This window comes from Rhizobium sp. WSM4643 (assembly GCF_025152745.1).
GTDB lineage: Bacteria > Pseudomonadota > Alphaproteobacteria > Rhizobiales > Rhizobiaceae > Rhizobium > Rhizobium leguminosarum_I.
In genome coordinates this window covers 178,596-198,695 of the sequence record NZ_CP104040.1, presented here as the reverse complement: position 1 = coordinate 198,695, position 20,100 = coordinate 178,596, and the positions used below count along the sequence as shown (strand labels likewise).

General features: G+C 59.0%; 17 protein-coding genes, 1 tRNA gene, 1 pseudogene and 1 riboswitch. Of the genes and pseudogenes, 14 read left to right on the top strand and 5 right to left on the bottom strand.

What is annotated here, in order from left to right; translation table 11 throughout:
• The first annotated feature begins 58 nt into the window (after nucleotides 1-58).
• From N1937_RS00995 to N1937_RS00950, 10 genes and pseudogenes are all read left to right on the top strand, one after another.
• Nucleotides 59-1,105 (top strand): UDP-glucuronic acid decarboxylase family protein, encoded by a 1,047-nt coding sequence (locus N1937_RS00995; RefSeq protein ID WP_260057230.1) that lies wholly within the window; start codon nucleotides 59-61, stop codon nucleotides 1,103-1,105.
• Complete coding sequence (gene galE / locus N1937_RS00990) at nucleotides 1,105-2,091, top strand: UDP-glucose 4-epimerase GalE (RefSeq protein ID WP_222296570.1); 987 nt, start codon at nucleotides 1,105-1,107, stop codon at nucleotides 2,089-2,091. The genes N1937_RS00995 and galE overlap by 1 nt, the downstream gene beginning before the upstream one ends.
• Nucleotides 2,088-3,995 carry a glycosyltransferase family 2 protein gene (locus tag N1937_RS00985; protein ID WP_260057229.1) on the top strand — a complete coding sequence of 636 codons (1,908 nt, stop codon included), beginning with the start codon at nucleotides 2,088-2,090 and terminating at the stop codon, nucleotides 3,993-3,995. The genes galE and N1937_RS00985 overlap by 4 nt, the downstream gene beginning before the upstream one ends.
• A gap of 19 nt (nucleotides 3,996-4,014) precedes the next feature.
• On the top strand, nucleotides 4,015-4,953 hold the full coding sequence (locus N1937_RS00980) for a glycoside hydrolase family 26 protein (RefSeq protein ID WP_260059035.1): 939 nt from the start codon (nucleotides 4,015-4,017) through the stop codon (nucleotides 4,951-4,953).
• An 18-nt stretch (nucleotides 4,954-4,971) separates the two neighbouring features.
• Nucleotides 4,972-5,481: a DUF995 domain-containing protein gene (locus N1937_RS00975; RefSeq protein ID WP_260057228.1), complete on the top strand. Its 510-nt coding sequence runs from the start codon at nucleotides 4,972-4,974 to the stop codon at nucleotides 5,479-5,481.
• Nucleotides 5,482-5,598: 117 nt separating this feature from the next.
• A pseudogene (locus N1937_RS31480) lies at nucleotides 5,599-5,788 on the top strand (hypothetical protein); the annotation flags it as partial.
• A 199-nt stretch (nucleotides 5,789-5,987) separates the two neighbouring features.
• Nucleotides 5,988-7,346: a hypothetical protein gene (locus tag N1937_RS00965; protein WP_260057227.1), complete on the top strand. Its 1,359-nt coding sequence runs from the start codon at nucleotides 5,988-5,990 to the stop codon at nucleotides 7,344-7,346.
• A gap of 9 nt (nucleotides 7,347-7,355) precedes the next feature.
• Nucleotides 7,356-8,168, top strand: a complete 813-nt coding sequence (locus tag N1937_RS00960; protein ID WP_260057226.1) for a hypothetical protein — start codon at nucleotides 7,356-7,358, stop codon at nucleotides 8,166-8,168.
• Nucleotides 8,165-8,629 carry a hypothetical protein gene (locus N1937_RS00955; RefSeq protein ID WP_260057225.1) on the top strand — a complete coding sequence of 155 codons (465 nt, stop codon included), beginning with the start codon at nucleotides 8,165-8,167 and terminating at the stop codon, nucleotides 8,627-8,629. The genes N1937_RS00960 and N1937_RS00955 overlap by 4 nt, the downstream gene beginning before the upstream one ends.
• Before the next feature lie 758 nt (nucleotides 8,630-9,387).
• Nucleotides 9,388-10,440, top strand: a complete 1,053-nt coding sequence (locus N1937_RS00950) for a MotA/TolQ/ExbB proton channel family protein (protein ID WP_260057224.1) — start codon at nucleotides 9,388-9,390, stop codon at nucleotides 10,438-10,440.
• A 234-nt stretch (nucleotides 10,441-10,674) separates the two neighbouring features.
• Here the strand turns inward: N1937_RS00950 and N1937_RS00945 are convergent.
• Nucleotides 10,675-10,748: transfer RNA gene (locus tag N1937_RS00945), tRNA-Gly, on the bottom strand.
• 59 nt (nucleotides 10,749-10,807) lie between these two features.
• A complete protein-coding gene (locus N1937_RS00940; RefSeq protein ID WP_017966879.1) occupies nucleotides 10,808-11,902 on the bottom strand; it encodes a 2'-deoxycytidine 5'-triphosphate deaminase in 1,095 nt (364 codons plus the stop codon).
• A gap of 73 nt (nucleotides 11,903-11,975) precedes the next feature.
• Nucleotides 11,976-12,054: riboswitch (SAM riboswitch) on the top strand.
• A 42-nt stretch (nucleotides 12,055-12,096) separates the two neighbouring features.
• Between N1937_RS00940 and N1937_RS00935 the strand changes: the two genes are divergently transcribed.
• The 3 genes from N1937_RS00935 to N1937_RS00925 all read left to right on the top strand — a co-directional run bounded on the left by N1937_RS00935 (nucleotide 12,097) and on the right by N1937_RS00925 (nucleotide 15,377).
• A complete protein-coding gene (locus N1937_RS00935; protein WP_017966878.1) occupies nucleotides 12,097-13,281 on the top strand; it encodes an O-succinylhomoserine sulfhydrylase in 1,185 nt (394 codons plus the stop codon).
• 259 nt (nucleotides 13,282-13,540) lie between these two features.
• Nucleotides 13,541-13,933 (top strand): Co2+/Mg2+ efflux protein ApaG, encoded by a 393-nt coding sequence (apaG, locus tag N1937_RS00930; protein ID WP_020486188.1) that lies wholly within the window; start codon nucleotides 13,541-13,543, stop codon nucleotides 13,931-13,933.
• 457 nt (nucleotides 13,934-14,390) lie between these two features.
• Nucleotides 14,391-15,377, top strand: coding sequence for an IS110 family transposase (locus N1937_RS00925; RefSeq protein WP_260057223.1), 987 nt, complete (start codon nucleotides 14,391-14,393; stop codon nucleotides 15,375-15,377).
• A gap of 87 nt (nucleotides 15,378-15,464) precedes the next feature.
• Here N1937_RS00925 and N1937_RS00920 read toward each other — a convergent pair whose 3' ends face one another.
• From N1937_RS00920 to N1937_RS00910, 3 genes are all read right to left on the bottom strand, one after another.
• Nucleotides 15,465-16,457, bottom strand: a complete 993-nt coding sequence (locus tag N1937_RS00920; RefSeq protein ID WP_017966876.1) for an Hsp33 family molecular chaperone — start codon at nucleotides 16,455-16,457, stop codon at nucleotides 15,465-15,467.
• A 91-nt stretch (nucleotides 16,458-16,548) separates the two neighbouring features.
• Nucleotides 16,549-17,463: an ornithine carbamoyltransferase gene (gene argF, locus N1937_RS00915; RefSeq protein ID WP_017966875.1), complete on the bottom strand. Its 915-nt coding sequence runs from the start codon at nucleotides 17,461-17,463 to the stop codon at nucleotides 16,549-16,551.
• Between the two features lie 39 nt (nucleotides 17,464-17,502).
• Complete coding sequence (locus tag N1937_RS00910) at nucleotides 17,503-18,702, bottom strand: aspartate aminotransferase family protein (protein WP_170258934.1); 1,200 nt, start codon at nucleotides 18,700-18,702, stop codon at nucleotides 17,503-17,505.
• A 420-nt stretch (nucleotides 18,703-19,122) separates the two neighbouring features.
• Between N1937_RS00910 and N1937_RS00905 the strand changes: the two genes are divergently transcribed.
• Nucleotides 19,123-19,656: a GcrA family cell cycle regulator gene (locus tag N1937_RS00905; protein ID WP_017966873.1), complete on the top strand. Its 534-nt coding sequence runs from the start codon at nucleotides 19,123-19,125 to the stop codon at nucleotides 19,654-19,656.
• The last annotated feature ends 444 nt before the right edge of the window (nucleotides 19,657-20,100 follow it).

Below are 20,100 nucleotides of genomic sequence, written 5' to 3'. Positions count from 1 at the left end.
TATAGCGAAGTACATACCGAATATCCCATAGCAAAACCTGAAAACACGGGAGGTAGTCGTGAACTATCTTGGTAAGATTCGTGCGCGCTCTGTGCAAACTTCGGCTGGTGATGCAAATAATTCATCCGGAATATCTCGTGCTCCCAAGAGAGTTCTTGTCACCGGCGGCGCAGGCTTCCTCGGATCACATCTGTGCGAGACGCTTTTGGCCGCCGGACACCAGGTGATCTGCCTCGACAACTTTTCCACAGGCATGCGGCGCAATATCGTCCATCTGAAGCGGGTCGATCGCTTCAATGTCGTCGCCCACGATATCGTCCAGCCGCTCGATCTGGAAGTCGACGAGATCTATAATCTCGCCTGCCCGGCATCGCCCCCGCATTATCAGGCCGATCCGATCCATACGACAAAGACCTGCGTGCTGGGCTCCCTCAACCTTCTGGAGCTGGCCGCGCGCACCGGCGCACGCATCCTTCAGGCATCCACCTCCGAAGTCTACGGCGACCCGAACGTCCACCCGCAAGTCGAAAGCTACTGGGGCAACGTCAATTCGTTCGGGCCGCGCTCCTGCTACGACGAGGGCAAGCGGTGCGCAGAGACGCTGTTCTTCGACTTCCACAAGACGCACGGCGTCGAGATCAAGATCATCCGCATCTTCAACACCTATGGCCCGCGGATGCGTCCGGACGACGGCCGCGTCGTCTCGAATTTCATCGTTCAGGCCCTGACGGGGCAGGACATCACGATATATGGCGACGGTTCGCAGACCCGCTCGTTCTGTTTCGTCGATGATCTCATCGGCGGCATGGTCCGCATGATGGCCTCACCGTCGTCGCTGACGGGGCCTGTCAATCTCGGCAATCCGGGCGAATTCACGATCCGGGAGCTGGCCGAGCAGGTGATCGGATTGACCGGCTCGCGGTCGCAAATCATCCACCGCGCTCTGCCGGTTGACGACCCCCGTCAGCGTCGCCCCGATATTTCGCTTGCCATGCAGGAACTCGACTGGCGGCCGAAGATCGACTTGTCGAGCGGCCTGCGTCAGACGATCGACTATTTCGATGGCCTTCTCACCCGTCCGGCACGCGAACTGGAGGCGGTCTGATGGATGCGCCCCGGGTCCTTGTCACGGGTGGTGCCGGCTATATCGGCAGCCACACCGCCAAGCTCCTCCGCTCGGAGGGGATTGAGCCTGTCGTCTACGACAATCTCACGACCGGAAACCGTTCGTCCGTGCGCTGGGGGCCCTTCGTCGAAGGTGACGTCCTCGACTCGTCATGCCTGATCGAGGTCATCGAGAAATATGCTCCCGATGCCGTTATCCACTTTGCCGCCTCGGCCTACGTGGGCGAGTCGGTGGAAAACCCAGCGAAATATTACAACAACAATGTCTGCGGTGCATTGTCGCTTATCGATGCCTGCCGGCAGACGGGGCTTCAGAACGTCATCTTCTCATCGAGCTGTGCCGTCTACGGCGTCCCCTCCGTGCTGCCGATCAACGAGACGTTGCCGAAGGCTCCGATCAATCCCTACGGCAAGACCAAGCTGATGTTCGAGCATATGCTCGCCGATTATGCGGCGGCCTACGGCCTGCGGTATGTTGCCCTGCGTTACTTCAATGCCTGTGGAGCCGATCCGGACGGCGAGCTTGGCGAATGGCACGTTCCGGAAACCCATCTCATTCCGCGGGCGCTGCTGGCCGCGGCCGGCCGGATTCCGCACCTGGAGATATTCGGCGATGATTACGATACCCCTGACGGCACCTGCATAAGGGACTATATCCACGTCGCCGATCTCGCGCGCGCCCATGTTCAGGCCTTCACTCATCTTGCCAAAGGCGGAGCAAACCTCACTGTCAACCTCGGCACCGGGCGGGGTTTTTCCATCAGGGACGTCCTGCGCGTGATCGAGGAAACGACCGGGTGCGAAGTCCCGGTCGTCATCCATCCACGCCGGCCGGGCGATCCGGCCAGCCTCTACGCCGACGCCAGCCTGGCCCGCGAGACGCTCTGCTTCCAGCCTCGATATTCCGACCTCGAAACCATCGTGCGGACGGCGGCTCCGTTCTTCGGACTGGAGGCGCGCGCGTGACCGAACTTGCGATTAGCCAAGCGACGCATGCTCCGGAACCCTCGCACGAGCCGTTTCTTGTCCCGGTTCTCACAGGACATCGGCGGGCCGAATATCTGTTCTTGACGGCCGTATGGGCCTGCGCCTTCGCCTATTTCTGGATCTGGTGGCTGGAGCCGCGCCATCACGTCGATCTCTTCGGCACGATTACGGTGAGCCTCGTTCTTGCCTGGGTTACCGCTCTGCCGGCCTATTTCATCGTCGTCTTCTATCGGGCGGCAAGACCGAACGGTCCCTTGCGCCTGCCGGCGGGCAGTCGAGTGGCCATGGTCGTGACCAAGGCGCCGGCGGAACCCTTCGCGGTCGTCCGTGAAACCCTGCTGGCAATGCTTGCCCAGGAGGTGGAACACGACACCTGGCTTGCCGACGAAGACCCTTCCCCCGAGACTCTCGACTGGTGCTCCGGGCACGGGGTCCTCGTCTCAACCCGCAAGGGGCGATCCGATTATCATCGGACGTCGTGGCCCCGACGCACGCGGTGCAAGGAAGGCAACCTCGCCTTCTTCTACGACCACTACGGCTACAGCCGCTACGATTTCGTGGCGCAACTCGATGCGGATCATGTTCCCGCGCCCGACTATCTCTTCCACATGCTGCGTCCGTTCTCCGATCCAGAGGTCGGCTATGTCTCAGCCCCCAGCATTTGCGACAAGAACGCTTCCGAAAGCTGGTCGGCACGTGGAAGGCTCTATGCCGAAGCCAGCATGCATGGCTCGCTCCAAGCCGGTTACAATGGCGGCCTGGCGCCGCTGTGCATAGGGTCGCATTACGCAGTGCGTACCGTCGCCCTCCAACAGATCGGCGGCCTCGGTCCGGAGTTGGCTGAAGACCATTCGACGACATTGATGATGAATGCCGGCGGCTGGCGGGGTGTGCATGCGTTGGATGCCATCGCCCATGGTGACGGCCCGAGAACCTTCAGCGATCTCGTGACGCAGGAATTCCAGTGGTCGCGCAGCCTGGTCATGGTGCTGTTGCGGTACTCGCCGAGCCTCGTCGGCCGGCTGCCGCCCCGGCTCAAGTTCCAGTTCCTCTTTTCGCAACTCTGGTATCCGCTTTTTGCGTTCTTCATGTTGCTCATGTTTGCGTTGCCGATCATCGCGCTCGTGCGCGGCCAGAACTTCGTGACGGTGACCTATCCCGATTTCCTGGCGCATTTCGCACCGCTTTCTATCGCTCTCGTGGTGATGGCTTATCGCTGGCGCGCCAGCAGCTCGTTCCGCCCCTACGACGCCAAGATCCTGAGTTGGGAATGCATGCTCTTTCTCTTTGCGCGCTGGCCCTGGGCGCTCGCCGGCACGCTGGCTGCGGTGCACGATTTTGTGACAGGCTCCTTCGTCGATTTCCGCGTCACGCCGAAAGGGCGGTCCGAAGTCGATCTGCTGCCGGTGCGTGTCCTGGCGCCTTACGCTGTGCTGGCGCTCATCGCCGTATTGCCCGCCCTGGCAATCGGCCATGCCGGCGCCTCCAAGGGGGGTTACTTCTTCACCATCCTGAACGCGGCAATCTACTGCGCGCTGCTGTTGGTCATCGTCGGGCGCCATTCGAAGGAAAATACGGTTGCGGCGGCCCCGCGTTTCTACCGTCCGGCGATGGCGACCGTGCTTCTTGCGCTCGTCGCGCTGCCGGGGGTTGCAACCATCATGCGCGGAAAGGACGCGGCCGAGGCACTCGCCTGGGGCAGCGGCCGCCTTCAGCTGTTCGAAGAGCGCTATGCCGTCTCCGGTGCGGGCCTGGGCGGGACCGCCCTGCGCACGATCTTCTTCAAACCACGATGGATTTCCGCTCCGGAGGAGATCCAACTGAGAACGGATGCCGCTCAACCGGAGTTGCGGCCGAGCGTGGAGGAATTACACAATGCATAGCCCATCCAAAATAGCCCTATTGTCGTTAACCGGCCTGCTGCTGTCGGGAGTCGCGGTCCTGCCGCCCGCTCTGGGCAGCTTTGCCGAAGGGAAGCCGCTTGCAATGACGACATCGTCCATTGCGCCGCCGACCAAAATGCCTGTTGTCACGAAGGAGTCGATCACGTTCGGCGCCTATGACCCGCACGGAGATTTAGGCGCCTCGTCCGATTCGAAGATCGAACACCTCTTCCTGCCCTGGGAAGATGTCGATCTGCGCACCCTCGCCCTCGCCGACGATTATGCGCAAGCGCGTGGCCGCACCCTGCTGATCTCGGTCGAGCCCTGGACCTGGTCGAGCGATTGGCGCCAAACCCCGCAGGAACTGCTGCACAGCATCCTGGACGGTTCGCGCGATGCGAATATGGCCGCCGTCTGCTCGACTGCTGCCACGCTGAAAAGTCCGGTCATCATTCGCTGGGGACAGGAAATGGACGAAACCGACAGCCAGTTCTCCTGGTCGCATTGGCAGGGCGCCGATTATGCCAAGGCCTATCGCCGGATGGTGGAGGTCTGCAAAGACCACCTGAAGACGGCCAAGTACATGTGGTCACCGAAGGGCAATGAGGGGCTTCAAGCCTTTTATCCCGGCAACGATGTCGTCGATCTCATCGGGCTCTCGGTCTTTGGCCTGGAGCAATACGACAGGGACAAGACTGGCCGTGACCAGACGTTTGCCGAGCACCTTGCGCCCGGATACGCCCGTGTCGCCGGTTACGGCAAGCCCATCATGGTTGCCGAACTCGGCTACGAAGGCAGCGATTCCTACGTGCGAAACTGGGCCGAGAGCGTAACGAAACGCTATCCCCAGTTCCCGGCGCTCAGCGCCGTTATCTACTTCAACGACCGCGAAGTCTATCCGTGGCCGGACGGCTATGGCCGCCCCGACTGGCGGGTCGTCCGCGAAAGCATCAATTGAACAAGAAGGAACCTGACCGTGTCCATGCTTCAAAAAATGCTCCTGGCCGTGGCCCTGACCAGCGGTATCGCCACGGCCGCGTCCGCTGCCGGAACCAATGAGCCGAAGGGGATAGAGACCGCAAAGCCGATGAGCAGCGCGGAAATCTATCGGCTCTACGACCAGAATTCCTGGATGTGGAAAGCCGGCGCCGGCTACTTCTCCACAAAGGCGCGTCGCTTTACCGCCTGGTCTCGGGAAAATGGCTCGCCGTCCTTCGGCACGGGCCGCTGGTTCATCACGGAACCGGGTAAACTCTGCTTCAACGCCGACTGGCACGCCAAGACCGGAACGGCGACGGCAATCACCTGCTTCAGCCACCGCAAGAAGGGCGGCCTGATCTATCAGAAACGCGAACCGGACGGTCAATGGTACGTTTTCAAGAGCGCACCGGCACAAGCCACCGACGAATTCGCAAAGCTTCGCCATGGCGACTACGTGAGTTCTCAATTGGGGGGAATTGAGACGAGCGTCAGTAAGACCAGATAAAGGCGAAGCTAGGGGTTGCGCGCGGCCGAGGCGCCATCTGTATCCTTGTAGGCGCCGATTCCTGCGCGCAACCCTTTTCATAAAAGATCGCGAAGCGCCTTCAAAAGGCGGCGAACGGCCGGCCGGGGCCTCGAACCCATACCCCGGAAGCATCACTTATAGTGGCCAGCCGCGCACCAAACTCACCAAATCGCCGGTTGGTTCCGCCTTCCCGCATGATTTCATCGACCAGTACGGCCGCCAGGTGGAGAAAACCTACATCATCCAGCAAGACCGAAGCCTGATCATCGCGCATCGGCAATACTGACCCTGCCCCCAAGTTTATCCAGTTTTGAGTTCGCTCCAGCGCCCCCCGAACAAATAAGAACTTTGTCTCACTCATTACATCTCTAAGACGTAATACTATATAATATAACTATAATTGGTTAGAGGATTCTCGTTGAAAATTCTTTCTGTCGAGTTAAGGTTGCACACCTTAAACTCGTATTTTTTTGTGGAGACTAGTCATGCCCTGGAATACGAAGAAATTGGCGTCAGCAACTATTGCCTTCATATTTATTCTGACCTCGACAGCCCATCCGCAGACTCAGGACAACGCGTTTTTCAAATTGTTTATCGGCGAAAAGTTTCAACTCCAGCTTGCTGAGTTTATGCAGGGATTCGACGTTGGAGATCCTGTCGTCAATGATATTTTGACTCTCCTTAATACGGTTACTCCGGAGGCCTCCGCTGGCGCCGAAGGGAAGCCTATGCCACCTTTGAGTAACAGTGAAAAAAGGGCACAACTTGAACAGGCTCGGAAGAACCTCAGTCGAAGCAGGGAGAGCTTAGCCCAGCTACGTGATCGTGTTGCTAGAGGCCAATACAAGTCTATATTCCCAACAGAATTTTGGACGAGATGCGAAGCCGTAATATCCGTTCAGGCCGACGCCGCTAACAAGGCAATTGATAGCACCACGACGGCATCAACCAAGCTCGAGGGAGCCGCGCCCGAAGAGCTAAAGGCCTCTCAAGATGCCCAAGCCTGCTATGCTGAGTACGATGCGACCAAAGCAAAGATTGAGCAGAATATTGCCGCTCTCGACAAAACGATTGTGGACGCCGATCAAGCCTTAAAAACAAACGAGGAACAGTTCAAAAACAGTAAGATTAGCAAGGAAGATCACGACAGAATAAAAAAAGAGAAAGAAAAGGAAAAAGAGGACGCTCAAAAGCAGAAGAAGCAGGAAGAGGGAGCAAAGGAGGCCGTAAACAGCTGGGCTCTTGTCGCTGGGTTGGCCCTCGTTGCGGCAGGGCTTGTACTTGTATTTTGCTACGACATTGCTGACGGATGGGCTCTCGTAACAACTGGCCTTTCAATGGTAGCCGGAAGTGGCGGAGGTGGCTCCGGCGACGGAAATAAAGGAAGCGGACCCGGGAAGGATGGCCAAACTGCCGCAGTCGGCCCAAGCGCAAGCTCTGCAGATTCGACGAAAGTAGGCGAGGCGGCTAAGAGCCCTGCGCCGGCAAACGACAACGACCTTAAGCAAAAATATAAGGAGCCTGAATTCGTGTTCGCGCAGCCTAGCGCGCCGGGTGGAAACATATACCTGCTACTCGCAAGAACGACTAAGTCGCTCGTCTTGGTACGTGGAGACACGAAGGAAGAAGTCATCCGCATTGCTTTAGATGGCGTTGTTGAACAAAGCGGCTACTGGAAGCTTCCCGAGAAGTTAACCGATCTTACGGCGGCTAATAAATGGGAGCTTACAACCAAGTCAGGATATGTTGTCTTAAGGTTTGAGGGTGACTTCGCGGGAAAGAAGTCTCCGATATCGATTATCGAAAGTATTGAGCCTGGACAATATACCGCTGGCAGCTACTGAAGCACGCAGATGGCGGGCGGTGGAAAAAAAGGTAACGTGGTATTAATAGAGGCATTTATTGTTCTATGCCTGCTATTTATGCTCCAGTATGTTATCGCTGGGATGTCCGACTCGTCCGCCAAGTCTGGGGTTGGAAAGGCAACGCTGCTTCTCGACATCTCTCAAATCTCGACTGCAAAAAATACGACTTACCACGTGGACCTGGTGCAAATTGGAGATGCGCTCCTCTCCCTGGGCGGAAAGCAAGGGTGCCCTCTTCCCTGGGTCCCGTGGCCGTATCACTTCGAGACCGGCGTAAGTACGCCGCACATGCCGCCGGAGGAAGTTTCCTTAGAAGGGAAGATGCTGAGGAACTTATTCGGCGCTGCGGGGACGGGCCTGGATGAATTCCGATCTTATGTAAAAACAACCAAAGGACTTACTGCAACAGTCTATAAAGGCCAGGTCGATAATAATGTTATGATATCCGGCGAACTAGAGCCCGAAGAGAGACCTTTTGATTTATCCGTCTTTCTATGCCCCTGTACTTTGGATCAAGATTCTAGCCATCAGGACTCTGACTTAGAGTACCCACATCCCGTCATTTTGACCTTAAAGCTGCGCGGGACGAATGTTGACTTGGAAAGGACATATGTTGCCGACTATCACAAGTCGCAGATGGATGAACCCGACTTAGGAGGGCTGCTGTATGAAGATAGCGCCCGTCGCCTTCCAGTAAAGAACCCTCTGAGGCGATTTGGACTCAAAATAACGTCCGGTTTTGACATAACAACGGAAAATCTCCGCGCTATCAAAGATGGCAAAAGGAGTGAAACAGAGTGAGTAGAGCGCTCGTAATCATTATGTTGGACTTTTTCATAATGCTTTCGATTGTATTCTTCGTACTTCAATACGTTCAGCCTTCTGACGAGGAGGTATACGCAGCAATACCATCGAAATCAAACGGGATGATTTCGATCTCGTTCGACAAGACTCCGTTCTACGAAAAGACCGGAAAGAGCAGCATAGATCTCTCACGTCTTGTGCAATTTCACGTGACCGCCTTCGCGGGAGAAGACGAAATCCCTGAGGAAGACCTTACCGTGGTGGAAACTTTCGATGGGATTGCGATTGCGGCAAGTGCTTCAACGCAGGTCAGTCGGGTCGTACTGGTCCCAATGAAAATCCGATCTATCGAGTTCGCTATAGTCGGCGCAGGAGTGACCCTAGAAGGAGATGGGGGCCATGCAGAGGCGAATTTTAAGCTTCCTGATAGCACCACTATTAATGGTACTATTTACTAGTTCGGTCTGGGCCTGCTCGCCCCTAACTGGCGACGATGTTATTCACTCGTGGACATTAGCCCAACACAACACGTGGCGCACAGGCTTGCCGATCCCTCCGCTTATTACAATCGATTGCGAGCCAATCACAATCGCAAGGACTCCAAACGCCCAAGAACAAATTTGGACAGCGGCTGAGAAGGATATGTCCTGTAGCGTCCACCTCGGTTTTGACCCCATTCCCACAGCGGACGCTACAGGGCCCACCACCACAACTTTCAATCCATCAACGATAGAGCCACAAGTGCTTGGTATTATGCGCGATTTCGCGAATCTTAACCTTGGACCGCTCTGTATAGCGTCGCTCTTCAAAGACGACGCTGGTACGCCCAACCTCGTGATAGCTGCTCAGGACGGACAGGCAGTCACTGGCTACGCAATGTCACCGGGCAGACTAACATCAATTCGTAAGGTCGTCGGGTTTCCGGGAGATTATCCCTCAAACTTTCTCCAGTGGAATGTGGCCGGACTATCTAGCGTCAAAAGTGCGGAGATCCTCGTTTTGGGGCCACGAGGCTGGCTCGTACCCGGCCCGCCTGCGAGAGCAACTATAGAGGACGAATATCTCCACACGCTCACAGAATTCGAGCTATGCGACGAATCGGAGGCAAGAAAAAACATCGAAACACTCGATGCGGTTAACACCACATTCATCCGTTCAGGTTCACCGACGGGATACCAGCGACGAATAGAAGCGCTTTTCTCGGTCGACACATCAATTGACCAATTGGGAGTGCTTTATTGTGGGAGCTAATCAAGCAGCCGAAAGTATCCATGACCTATGGATCCGCATAAAGATTGCCCTGAGGAAATCCGCACGAATTGCGGGCCTGCGGTACTTTATTTTTCCCTTATTGTTCGCAATAGCCTGGTGGATCACAAGTGGATTCATTTATTATTACTCAACGTCCGGCGGGGGGAGCTACTACCAGTCGATCAGGCCGATCACTAAGACAGTCACCTGGGTAACGGCTTCTGATATTACGTTTATAGAACGGAGTGACTACGAGGCCGGTAGTTGCGAACTCAAGGCGTCCGTAGGTGCGCCCACTCCCCGCATAGTATGGACCGCCAAAAGCCAACTTGGACCAGACGGTCTCATTCTCGAAGTCGTCCCAAATCCCTTTCTTTTGGACTCTGTACAACGTTTCGGCCCGCTAAAAACCTTTCCGCTGGTCAGTTTCAAAAGTTACGGCGCGTTCTTTTCCCATAATATGGGCGTGTCATTCGACCGACCAAAGGGCCCCCTTCGAGCGGAACTATCTGCTTTAGCTACTCAATTGTCCGGCCAGAAATCGAGCCATTTGAAAGCTGAGGAAGCTCAAGAAATCGCACTGACCACTACCAATGAGATAGACAGCTGCAACGGCTTAACATCATGGGGACACCGTTATTACTGGCTTCGATTGATCTCAGGGCCAGTCGAGCAGCTAATTGTCGTGCTGAGCGTCTTTTGCATGTTGGTCTTCGCTTTCGAAATTTCGCTTTCGATACTTGGTTTCTCGACAGTACTCTTCGCGATTAGTGCTACCGAAACAGTTGTTGACCTTGTGCCATACGTTGGATTCTTGGGGACGATTTTCGGAATGGGGGAAGCGTTGTGGGTGCTCGGGGGCATCGACATTTCCAACAGCCTTCAAAAGGCTACCCTTATAGGACCGATTACCGGAGAGATAAGTATGGCGATGAAGACAAGCCAGTTGGGCATTATTTTTTTCCTTGGCGCTTCATTACTAGTCCGAATTTTGAAGATTGCCTTGCGGAGGCCCTAGCCGGACGATGGTTCGAAGCTTGCAGGCGCCTCCTCTAATGAGGACTTGCTGTAAAATGATTTGGTATCTGCCCCAGCGACCCGGCTTTTTGTCTTCGGAGCCTCGCGAGTAATTATGGCAGCGCGATTAGGGGCCGCCTCCTCACCGTGGGGTTCGATAGGACCGTTGGTCGAACCCATGTACATATGCTGAGACAATAGGCACGCTGATGCTGGACATGGTTGGAAAGGCAGCTGGAGCGGGTGAAGGGAATCGAACCCTCGTATTCAGCTTGGGAAGCTGCTGCTCTACCATTGAGCTACACCCGCGATGAAGCGAGATTTCCAACAGATAGGGGCCGCTGTCAAGTCGCGCCTGACGCAACGCTTCAGATGCGGAAGTGCTTCGAGAGTTTGAGGCCCTGGGCCTGGTAGTTGGAGCCGAGGCCGGAGCCGTAGAGGCTTGCGGGCTTTTCCTGCATGTGTTCGTAGACGAGGCGGCCGACGATCTGGCCGTCTTCGAGGATGAAGGGCACTTCGTGGCTGCGGACTTCGAGCACGGCGCGGCTGCCGCGTCCGCCGGCAGGCGCGTGGCCGAAGCCCGGATCGAAGAAGCCGGCATAATGGACGCGGAATTCGCCGACCAGCGGATCGAACGGAGTCATCTCGGCGGCATAATCCGGCGGCACGTGCACGGCCTCGCGCGAGACGAGGATATAGAACTCGTCGGGATCGAGGATCAGCTCGTTGCGGCCGCGGCTGTGGAGCGGTTCCCAGAAATCGAAGAGGTCGTGCTCGGCCTTCTTGTCGACATCGACGACGGCGGTGTGATGTTTGCCGCGATAGCCGATCAGGCCGTCCTTGTCCCCGGCGAGGTCGATCGACAGGGCGATGCCGCCGCCTGATACGTTGGGCAGCTTGCTGGCCACCAGCGTCTCGCTTTCATGCAGCTTCAACAGTTCGGGCTCGCCGAGCAGGGCCTGACCGACGCGGAAACGGATCTGCGACAGGCGCGAGCCGCGGCGCACGACGATCGGGAAGGTGCGCGGGCTGATTTCGAGATAGAGCGGGCCGGAATAGCCTGCCGGGATCTTGTCGAATTCCTGGGCGTAATCGGTGATGACGCGGGTGAAGATATCGAGGCGCCCGGTCGAGCTCTTCGGATTGGCCGAGGCCGACATGTCGGCCGGCAGGGCCAGGCTCTCCATCAGCGGCACGATATAGACGCAGCCGGTTTCGAGCACCGCCCCCTCGGAGAGGTCGATCACATGCAGGCTCAGCCGGTCGAGCTTGTCGGCAACCAGGTGCGAGGGGCCGGGCATGAAGCTGGCGCGCACGCGAAAAGCCTTGGCGCCCAAGCGCAGGTCGAGGCTTGCCGGCTGGATCTGGTCGCGGTCCAGCTCCCGTTCGGAGATCAGACGCCCCGTTTCGAACAGCGCGGAGATCGCGCGATCCGCCAGAATTCCCGTTTCGCGAGCCATCATGCCTCATCCATCATTTGCCGCCGACAAAACCAAACTCGGGGAATTGACGCAAGCAGCTAACAGCAGTATTGCAGAATTATCCCGTGGTGATTTGGCCGGTCGGCTTGCAGCCACGTTAAACAAGTGGCTAAAAAGACCGGGTTGAAACCGGTCTGCTTTTGCGACCGGTTTTTTTGTTATGTGAAGGTGATGGCATGAGCAAGACCTGGCGCCCGGCAACCCAACTCGTCCACGGTGGCACGCTGCGTTCGCAATATGGCGAGACGTCCGAGGCAATCTATCTCACCCAAGGCTTCGTTTACGAGACATCGGAGGCGGCCGAAGCCCGCTTCAAAGGCGAGACGGAGGGCTTCATCTACGCCCGCTACGGCAGCCCGACCAACGACATGTTCGAAAAGCGCATGTGCATGCTCGAAGGCGCCGAAGACGCCCGCGCCACCGCTTCCGGCATGGCCGCCGTCACCGCGGCAATCCTCTGCCAGCTGAAATCAGGCGATCATATCGTCGCCGCCCGCGCCCTCTTCGGTTCGTGCCGCTGGGTCGTCGAGACGTTGGCGCCGAAATACGGCATCGACTGCACGCTGATCGACGGCCGGGATCTGGCGAACTGGGAAAAGGCGATCACGCCAAAGACCAAGGTGTTCTTCCTGGAAAGCCCGACCAACCCGACGCTCGAAGTGATCGATATCGCAGGCGTCGCCAAGCTCGCCAACCAGATCGGCGCCAAGGTCGTCGTCGACAACGTCTTTGCGACGCCGCTCTTCCAGAAGCCGCTGGAACTCGGCGCCCATATCGTCGTCTATTCCGCCACCAAGCATATTGACGGCCAGGGCCGCTGCCTCGGCGGCGTCGTGCTTTCCGACAAGGAATGGATCGACGAGAACCTACACGACTATTTCCGCCATACCGGCCCGGCGATGTCGCCTTTCAATGCCTGGACGCTGTTGAAGGGCATCGAGACGCTGCCGCTGCGCGTGCGCCAGCAGACCGAGAATGCGGCGAAGATCGCCGATTTCCTGGCCGAGCAAGGCAAGGTCGCCAAGGTGATCTATCCCGGCCGCAAGGACCATCCGCAGGCCGATATCATCGCCAAGCAGATGACCGGCGGCTCGACGCTGGTCGCCTTCGAGCTGAAGGGCGGCAAGGATGCGGCCTTTGCGCTGCAGAATGCGCTCGAGATCGTCAAGATTTCCAACAATCTCGGCGACAGCAAGAGCCTGATCACCCATCCGGCGACGACGACGCACAAGAACCTGACGGAAGAGGCGCGCGCCGAACTCGGTATCTCGCCTGGAACGGTCCGCCTTTCGGCCGGTATCGAGGATACCGACGACTTGATCGAGGATTTCGCGCGGGCGCTTGCCAAGGTCTCGGCCTGATCGGCAGTCATAACGGCCGGATATCACGCGGGGTCCGGCCGGTCCTCACCAAGGTGAGGCCAGATCTCACCAAGGTGAGACCGGGGGGAACAAGTTCGTCCGCCGCGGCGTTCCGAAGCGGAATTAACACTGACGATTAGGCTTAACGATCGAAAACCTTTCGGATCACAGCCGTTTCAGCGATGATAACTGTTCCGTTTCTTGACGGACAAAGCCTCTTATAAGATACGGGTAACATATCTTGATTAAGGTGCAAGGCATGTATCGCGCCCTCACAAGAGAGATCGAAGTCGTCGTCGAGCCGTTCTATCTGGAGGAGCAATCCGATCCGGAAGACGATCGCTATGTCTGGGGTTACCGGATCGTCATCAGCAACAATTCCAACATAGCCGTTCGGCTGGTCAATCGTTACTGGAACATCACCGACCAGAACGGCCAGGTGGACGAGGTGACCGGTCCCGGCGTTGTCGGCGAACAGCCGCGGCTCGGCCCCGGCGACACCTACGAATATTCTTCCGGCTGCCCGCTCGATACGCCCTCAGGGCTGATGTTCGGCCATTACCAGATGGAAACGGACGAAGGAGAGATGTTCGATGTCAACATCCCCGCCTTCTCGCTGGATTCGCCTGGGCTGCTGCGCGTGCTTAACTGAGGCGCAACAATTGAGAGGTCATTTTCCGTCAGCGCCACGTTTCTGAGACGTCTTCGACGCCCGGGGCGAAGGGAGATGCCGCAACATCTCGACTCCCTCTTCTCCCCAGCGGGGAGAAGGTGCCCGTAGGGCGGATGAGGGGGCCGGCGAAGCCGGTCTTTCCAACGACATCCATGCAGGTTTCGGCCGCGATGACATCGTCTCGACCATGTTCAGGGCGGCGGGAACTGGCGTTGCCGCCGGAGTACCGGAATAGGTTTTACGTGAAGGATGTGCCGTGTGGCCCCCTTGCATGTTCAAACTGCATCCGTTGATGATGGGTGCGACCCCTGGGGGATGGCCATCCCCCAGGGGTCGGACGGGCGGGACCGTAACCCCCTTGGCGTGAACCGGGGATGAGCCTGGTCCGCCCGTCCTTCGCGTTTGTCCTGAACAGATAGTGGGGAGCAGGTCCCGTATGCAAGGCAAGGTATCGTCCGAACGCACCGCGATGGCGACAGTTTATGTCGGCATCGATGTCTGTAAAGAGTGGCTGGACATTCATCTGCATCCTCTCGGCCGCAGTTTTCGGGTGACCAACGACACGGCCGGCCTGCGCCGCCTCAAGCGGGAGCTCGATGCGCTTGACCAGATGCCGCGCTCGGCGCTGCGTATCGTCATGGAAGCGACCGGCAAGTGGCATCGCGCCGTCCAGCGCTCGCTGCATGCCGATGGCTTTTACGTGTCGGTCGTCGACCCGCTGCGCGCCCGGCTGTTTGCCAAAGCCTGCGGCTTTCTCGCCAAGACCGATCGGCTCGATGCGCGGTTTCTGGCCATCATGGGAGAAGCCCTCAAGCCCGCACAGACCCCACCGCCGGACCAAGCGCTGGAAACCCTGCAGGAACTGGTCAATGCCCGATCTGCCGCCAATGGTGAACGCACCGCCCTGTCCAACCGGATGAAGACGGCCGTGACCGCCTTCCTGCGCAAGGAACTGACGCGCCGGCTTGCCGCGCTCGACACCCATATCGCAAGACTGGACGCCGAGATCGAGCGCAGCATCTGCGCCGATCCCGAGATGCGCCGCCGCCTCGACATCCTCATCTCCATTCCCGGCATCGGAGCCGTCACCGCCGCAAGCCTGATCGTTGGCCTTTGCGAACTTGGCGCCTGCTCCGGCAAGCAGGCCGCCATGCTGACCGGTCTTGCGCCGATTGCCTGCGAAAGTGGCGAGCGGGCCGGACATCGCTCCATCAGGGGCGGACGCCCAGCACCCAGGAACGCCATCTACATGGCCGCCCTGTCCGCCTCCCGTCACAACCCGGACCTCGCACGCTTCGCCGCAAGGCTGAAGAAAGTCGGAAAACCCAATAAGGTCGTCCTCGTCGCCGTCATGAGAAAGCTCATCGTCCTGGCAAACACCCTCATCACCAAAAACCGCATCTGGACACCAAATCCACCTTGACACCAAACACAGATGCTCATCCGCCCTACGGGCACCTTCTCCCCGCTGGGGAGAAGGGACTTGGGGCACCATTCGCGCGAATCAAGCCTATTCGGCCGGCTGAAGCTCGGCCGGCTCGAAGCGGTAGGTGGTCGAGCAGAATTCGCAGGTTACGGCGATTTCGCCGTTTTCCTGGCTGGCTTCGATCTCCTCGGCCGAAAAGCCCTTCAGCACGCCCTTGATCTTGTCGCGCGAGCAGCTGCAGCGGTCGAAGACGGCGCGCGGTTCGTAGACGCGGACGCCACGCTCGTGGAACAGGCGAAACAGCAGCCGCTCGGTACCGACAAGCGGATCGGTGAGTTCATCGGCATCGATGGTCTCGACCAGCGAACGCGCTTCGAGCCAGGCGTCGTCCTCGCCGTGCGGGCGGCTGCCGGTGTCGCCGTCGCCGCCGTGGAGATCCGGCTGGCGCATCCGCTCCGGCGCTTCCGGCAGGAATTGGGCGACGAGGCCGCCTGCCCGCCAGCGATGGCGCGGCTTGCCGGCATCGTCACGATCGAAGAGCTCGGCCGCGGCAAGGCGGACGCGCGTCGGGATCTGCTCCGACTGGCGGAAATAGACGCCGGCAATTTCTTCAAGCGTCGTGCCGTCGAGCGGAACGATGCCCTGATAGGGCTGGCTGAACTTGCCCTGGTCGATGGTAAAGGCGAGCACGCCCCTGCCGAGCAATTGCTCCGGCTCGGTTTCGCCTGACTCGATCGCCTTGTTGAGCAGCGCCCGATCGAAACGGGCATAGGCGCGGACATTTTCCGGCGTCGAGAAATCGGCGACGAGAAGATCGACCGGGCCGTCGCCCTTGGTCTGCACCGTGAACTTACCGTCGAACTTCAGCGAGGTGCCGAGCAGCACCGTCAGCACGACGACTTCGGCAAGCAGCCGAGCAACGGGTGCGGGATAATGATGGCGCTCGAGGATCGCATCGAGCATCGGGCCGAGCTGGACGGCGCGACCACGCACATCCAGCCCCTCCACCTGGAAGGGGACGACATGGTCATCGCCGGCGAAATCAAACTGGCCGAGGGCGGCTGCAGCTTCTGCCATGGCTTTTCACTCCTACTTTCCAGAGCGATGGGCCAGCGTGCCCGCCGCTCGCGCGGTCGCGAGTTTGTGACTCGCGACGTCCGATTATGGTTCAGATCGCGCCCAGGCACCAAGCAAGAATCGACTTCTGCGCATGAAGACGGTTTTCCGCCTCATCGAAGACCACGGATTGCGGACCGTCGATCACTTCGTCCGTCACTTCCTCACCGCGATGGGCGGGCAGGCAATGCATGAACAATGCATCATTGCCGGCTTTGGCCATCAAGGCCGCGTTGACCTGATAAGGCTGGAAGACATTGTGACCCCGGGCCCGATGTTCCTGATTCATGGAGACCCAGGTATCGGTCACCACGCAATCGACGCCGGCGACCGCACGGTCGGCATCATGGCAAAGCATGATTTCGGCGCCCTCATTGCGGGCCCAGTTCAGATAGTGATCCTTTGGCTCCGAGCCAAGGGGTACGGCCATGTTCATGCGGTAGCCGAAGCGCGCGGCACCCTCGACCAGCGAATGCAGCACATTGTTGCCGTCGCCGGTCCAGGCGATGGTCTTGCCCTTGATCGGGCCGCGGTGCTCTTCGAAGGTCATGATATCGGCCATGATCTGGCAGGGATGGGTGTCATCCGTCAGCGCATTGATCACAGGCACGGTCGCGTGCTCGGCGAGCTCGACCAGCCGCGAATGCTCGGTGGTGCGGATCATGATCGCATCGACATAGCGCGACAGCACCTTGGCGGTGTCGCCGATCGTCTCGGCGCGGCCAAGCTGCATCTCGGTGCCGGACAGAAAGAGTGTTTCGCCGCCGAGCTGGCGCATGCCGACGTCGAAGGAGACGCGGGTGCGCGTCGACGGCTTCTCGAAGATCATCGCCAGCATCTTGCCGGCGAGCGGCTTATCACCCTGGCCTGCCTTGAACGCCTGCTTGCGGGAAAGCGCATCGTTCATGATGGTTCTGAGATCGGCTGATGTGACCGCCGAAAGATCTAGGAAATGTTTAGGGCTCATGTCTTCTTACCTGTGCTGCGCCCGAAGGCGGCAATCTCTTCAAGCCGTCTTCTTGACCTTGGAGGCGCGAATGCTCTCGGCGGCGCGCTCGACGCGGGCCAGACCCTCGCGGGCTTCCTCGGCAGTGACCACGAGCGGCGGAAGAAGGCGGATGACGTTGTCGCCGGCAGGCACGCCGAGCAGATGGGCGGCGCGGATCGCCTGCAGCAGTTCGGCTGAGGGAACGGCGGCCTTGATGCCGAGCAAAAGGCCCTCGCCTCTGATATCCTCGATCACATCGGGATAACGATCCTTCAGCGAAGCGAGGCCCTGGCGGAAGACAAGCGCTACGTCGCGCACATGCTGGAGGAAGCCATCGGCAAGGATGATGTCGAGCACGGCGCTGCCGACGGCCATGGCAAGCGGATTGCCGCCATAGGTCGAGCCATGCGTGCCGGCCTTCATGCCGGAGGCGGCCTCCGACGTGGCAAGGCAGGCGCCGAGCGGGAACCCGCCGCCGATGCCCTTGGCGACAGCCATGATATCGGGCGTGATACCCGACCATTCATGGGCGAAGAGCTTGCCGGTGCGGCCGACGCCGGTCTGGACCTCGTCGAGGATCAACAGCAGGCCGTTCTCGTCGCAGAGCTGGCGAAGCGCCTTCATGAACTCGTTGGTGGCAGGGCGCACGCCGCCCTCGCCCTGCACCGGCTCGATGAGGATGGCGGCCGTAGCATCGGTGATCGCGGCGCGAACCGCTTCGATGTCGCCGAAAGCAACCTGATCGAAACCCGGCGCCTTCGGGCCGAAGCCTTCCAGATATTTTTCCTGGCCGCCGGCGGCGATCGTCGCCAGCGTCCGTCCGTGGAAGGCGCCTTCGAACGTGATGATATGGAAGCGCTCGGGATGACCCTTGGAAAACTGATAGCGGCGCGCCGTCTTGATCGCGCATTCGAGCGCCTCGGCGCCCGAATTGGTGAAGAACACCTTGTCGGCGAAGGTGGCGTCCGTCAGCCGTTTTGCCAGACGCTCCTGGCCGGGGATCTCATAGATGTTCGACAGGTGCCAAACCTTGTCGGCCTGCTCCTTCAGCGCGCCGACAACATGCGGATTGCTGTGGCCGACGGAGGTGACGGCGACGCCGGCGCCGAAATCGAGATATCGCTCGCCGCTTTCGGTGATCAGCCATACGCCCTCACCTCGCTCGAACCGCAGCGGGGCACGAGAATAGGTGTCATAAAGCGGCGCGGCTTCAGCCATGGCGCGATCTCCATCAAAGTTGCCGGGCAATGACTCCGGCTAAGGAAACCAGGCCCGAAAAATCAAAAATGCCGCCTTGCGGCGGCGAGTGGCACTATTTCCTTTTCGCGCTGCAATGTCAACAAAACGGCGCCCTTAGCGTATGCAGCAAGAGTGTACAGCGGCATTTCCAGTCATCAACAGGCATTATTGCAGAAATGACACGCAGGGGCAGCAAGTTGGGGAAAACTACGAATTCGATTCATCCGGATTCATGCGACTCTTGTCACGGAGTCAGGCTCACACTAGGTTAAAGATCAATTACTAGACTGCATGCGGCGGAACTAGTCACCAAAATTGATCAAGCGTTTCTTGTTTCGGAGCTCCCGGGACAACGGTGAGGGATTCTGCCATCACCAACGCAGAAGGTGGAGACAGGGCATGAACTGGACAGACGAGCGGGTCGAGAAACTCAAGAAACTTTGGGCCGAAGGACTGAGCGCCAGCCAGATCGCTGCGCAGCTTGGCGGGGTCAGCAGAAACGCGGTCATCGGCAAAGTGCACCGGCTGTGCCTTCCCGGCCGTGCCAAGGCCGGCGGCACCAACACCGCGGCGCGAACGCCGAAGCGCAATACCTCGGCGCCGCGCGCGCCGAACTACGCCTCACGGGTCACCACCCGCACCGTTACCCGCCAGCAGGGCGCGACCATGCTGAAGGAAGAGATCGAGATCGAAACGATCGAGGAAATGGAATACGTGCCGAGAGGCAATGTGGTGGTGCCGATTTCGCGACGCCTCGGCCTGACGGAGCTGACCGAACGCACCTGCAAGTGGCCGGTCGGCGATCCGCTGAAGGACGACTTCCATTTCTGCGGCTGCGAATCCCCCGACAATTCGCCTTATTGCGGCTATCACCAGAAGCTTGCCTACCAGCCGGTCAACGAACGCCGCCGGGCGGCAGCGCGGGCCAGCTGAGCGGGCTGACCATCGTTAGAATGCAGAAAACGGGCCGAGTGGCCCGTTTTCTTATGCACGGATGGAAGCTGTCGGGCGTTCAGCTCGTTGAGCACGCCGATTTGTCCTCATCGGCTGCCGCCACCAACCAGGGTCGAGTCATGGGTCTCGACCCTTCCTTCTGTTCTCAACGGGGCGAAGGGACATGCCGCAACATCTCGATTCCCTCTTCTCCCCTCGGGGAGAAGGTGCCCGTAGGGCGGATGAGGGGGCCGGGGGAGCCGGTCTTTCTTCAAAACCCATGCGGGCTTCGACCGCGTTCGGGCCGCTGCCGTCGGCATATGGGGTAGGTCATTACGGAAAGAGTGTGCCGTGTGGCCCCCTCATCCGCCTGCCGGCACCTTCTCCCCGAGGGGAGAAGAGATTATGCCGCAACCTTCTCCGTCCCCACCAACCCTTTCGCAG

Excerpts from the sequence above, each read along its gene's own strand:
- galE (WP_222296570.1), top strand. The coding sequence starts at position 1,105 with ATGGATGCGCCCCGGGTCCTTGTCACGGGTGGTGCCGGCTATATCGGC.
- N1937_RS00965 (WP_260057227.1), top strand. The coding sequence starts at position 5,988 with ATGCCCTGGAATACGAAGAAATTGGCGTCAGCAACTATTGCCTTCATA.
- N1937_RS00960 (WP_260057226.1), top strand. The coding sequence starts at position 7,356 with ATGGCGGGCGGTGGAAAAAAAGGTAACGTGGTATTAATAGAGGCATTT.
- N1937_RS00940 (WP_017966879.1), bottom strand. The coding sequence starts at position 11,902 with ATGATGGCTCGCGAAACGGGAATTCTGGCGGATCGCGCGATCTCCGCG.
- N1937_RS00935 (WP_017966878.1), top strand. The coding sequence starts at position 12,097 with ATGAGCAAGACCTGGCGCCCGGCAACCCAACTCGTCCACGGTGGCACG.
- apaG (WP_020486188.1), top strand. The coding sequence starts at position 13,541 with ATGTATCGCGCCCTCACAAGAGAGATCGAAGTCGTCGTCGAGCCGTTC.
- N1937_RS00925 (WP_260057223.1), top strand. The coding sequence starts at position 14,391 with ATGCAAGGCAAGGTATCGTCCGAACGCACCGCGATGGCGACAGTTTAT.
- N1937_RS00920 (WP_017966876.1), bottom strand. The coding sequence starts at position 16,457 with ATGGCAGAAGCTGCAGCCGCCCTCGGCCAGTTTGATTTCGCCGGCGAT.
- argF (WP_017966875.1), bottom strand. The coding sequence starts at position 17,463 with ATGAGCCCTAAACATTTCCTAGATCTTTCGGCGGTCACATCAGCCGAT.
- N1937_RS00910 (WP_170258934.1), bottom strand. The coding sequence starts at position 18,702 with ATGGCTGAAGCCGCGCCGCTTTATGACACCTATTCTCGTGCCCCGCTG.
- N1937_RS00905 (WP_017966873.1), top strand. The coding sequence starts at position 19,123 with ATGAACTGGACAGACGAGCGGGTCGAGAAACTCAAGAAACTTTGGGCC.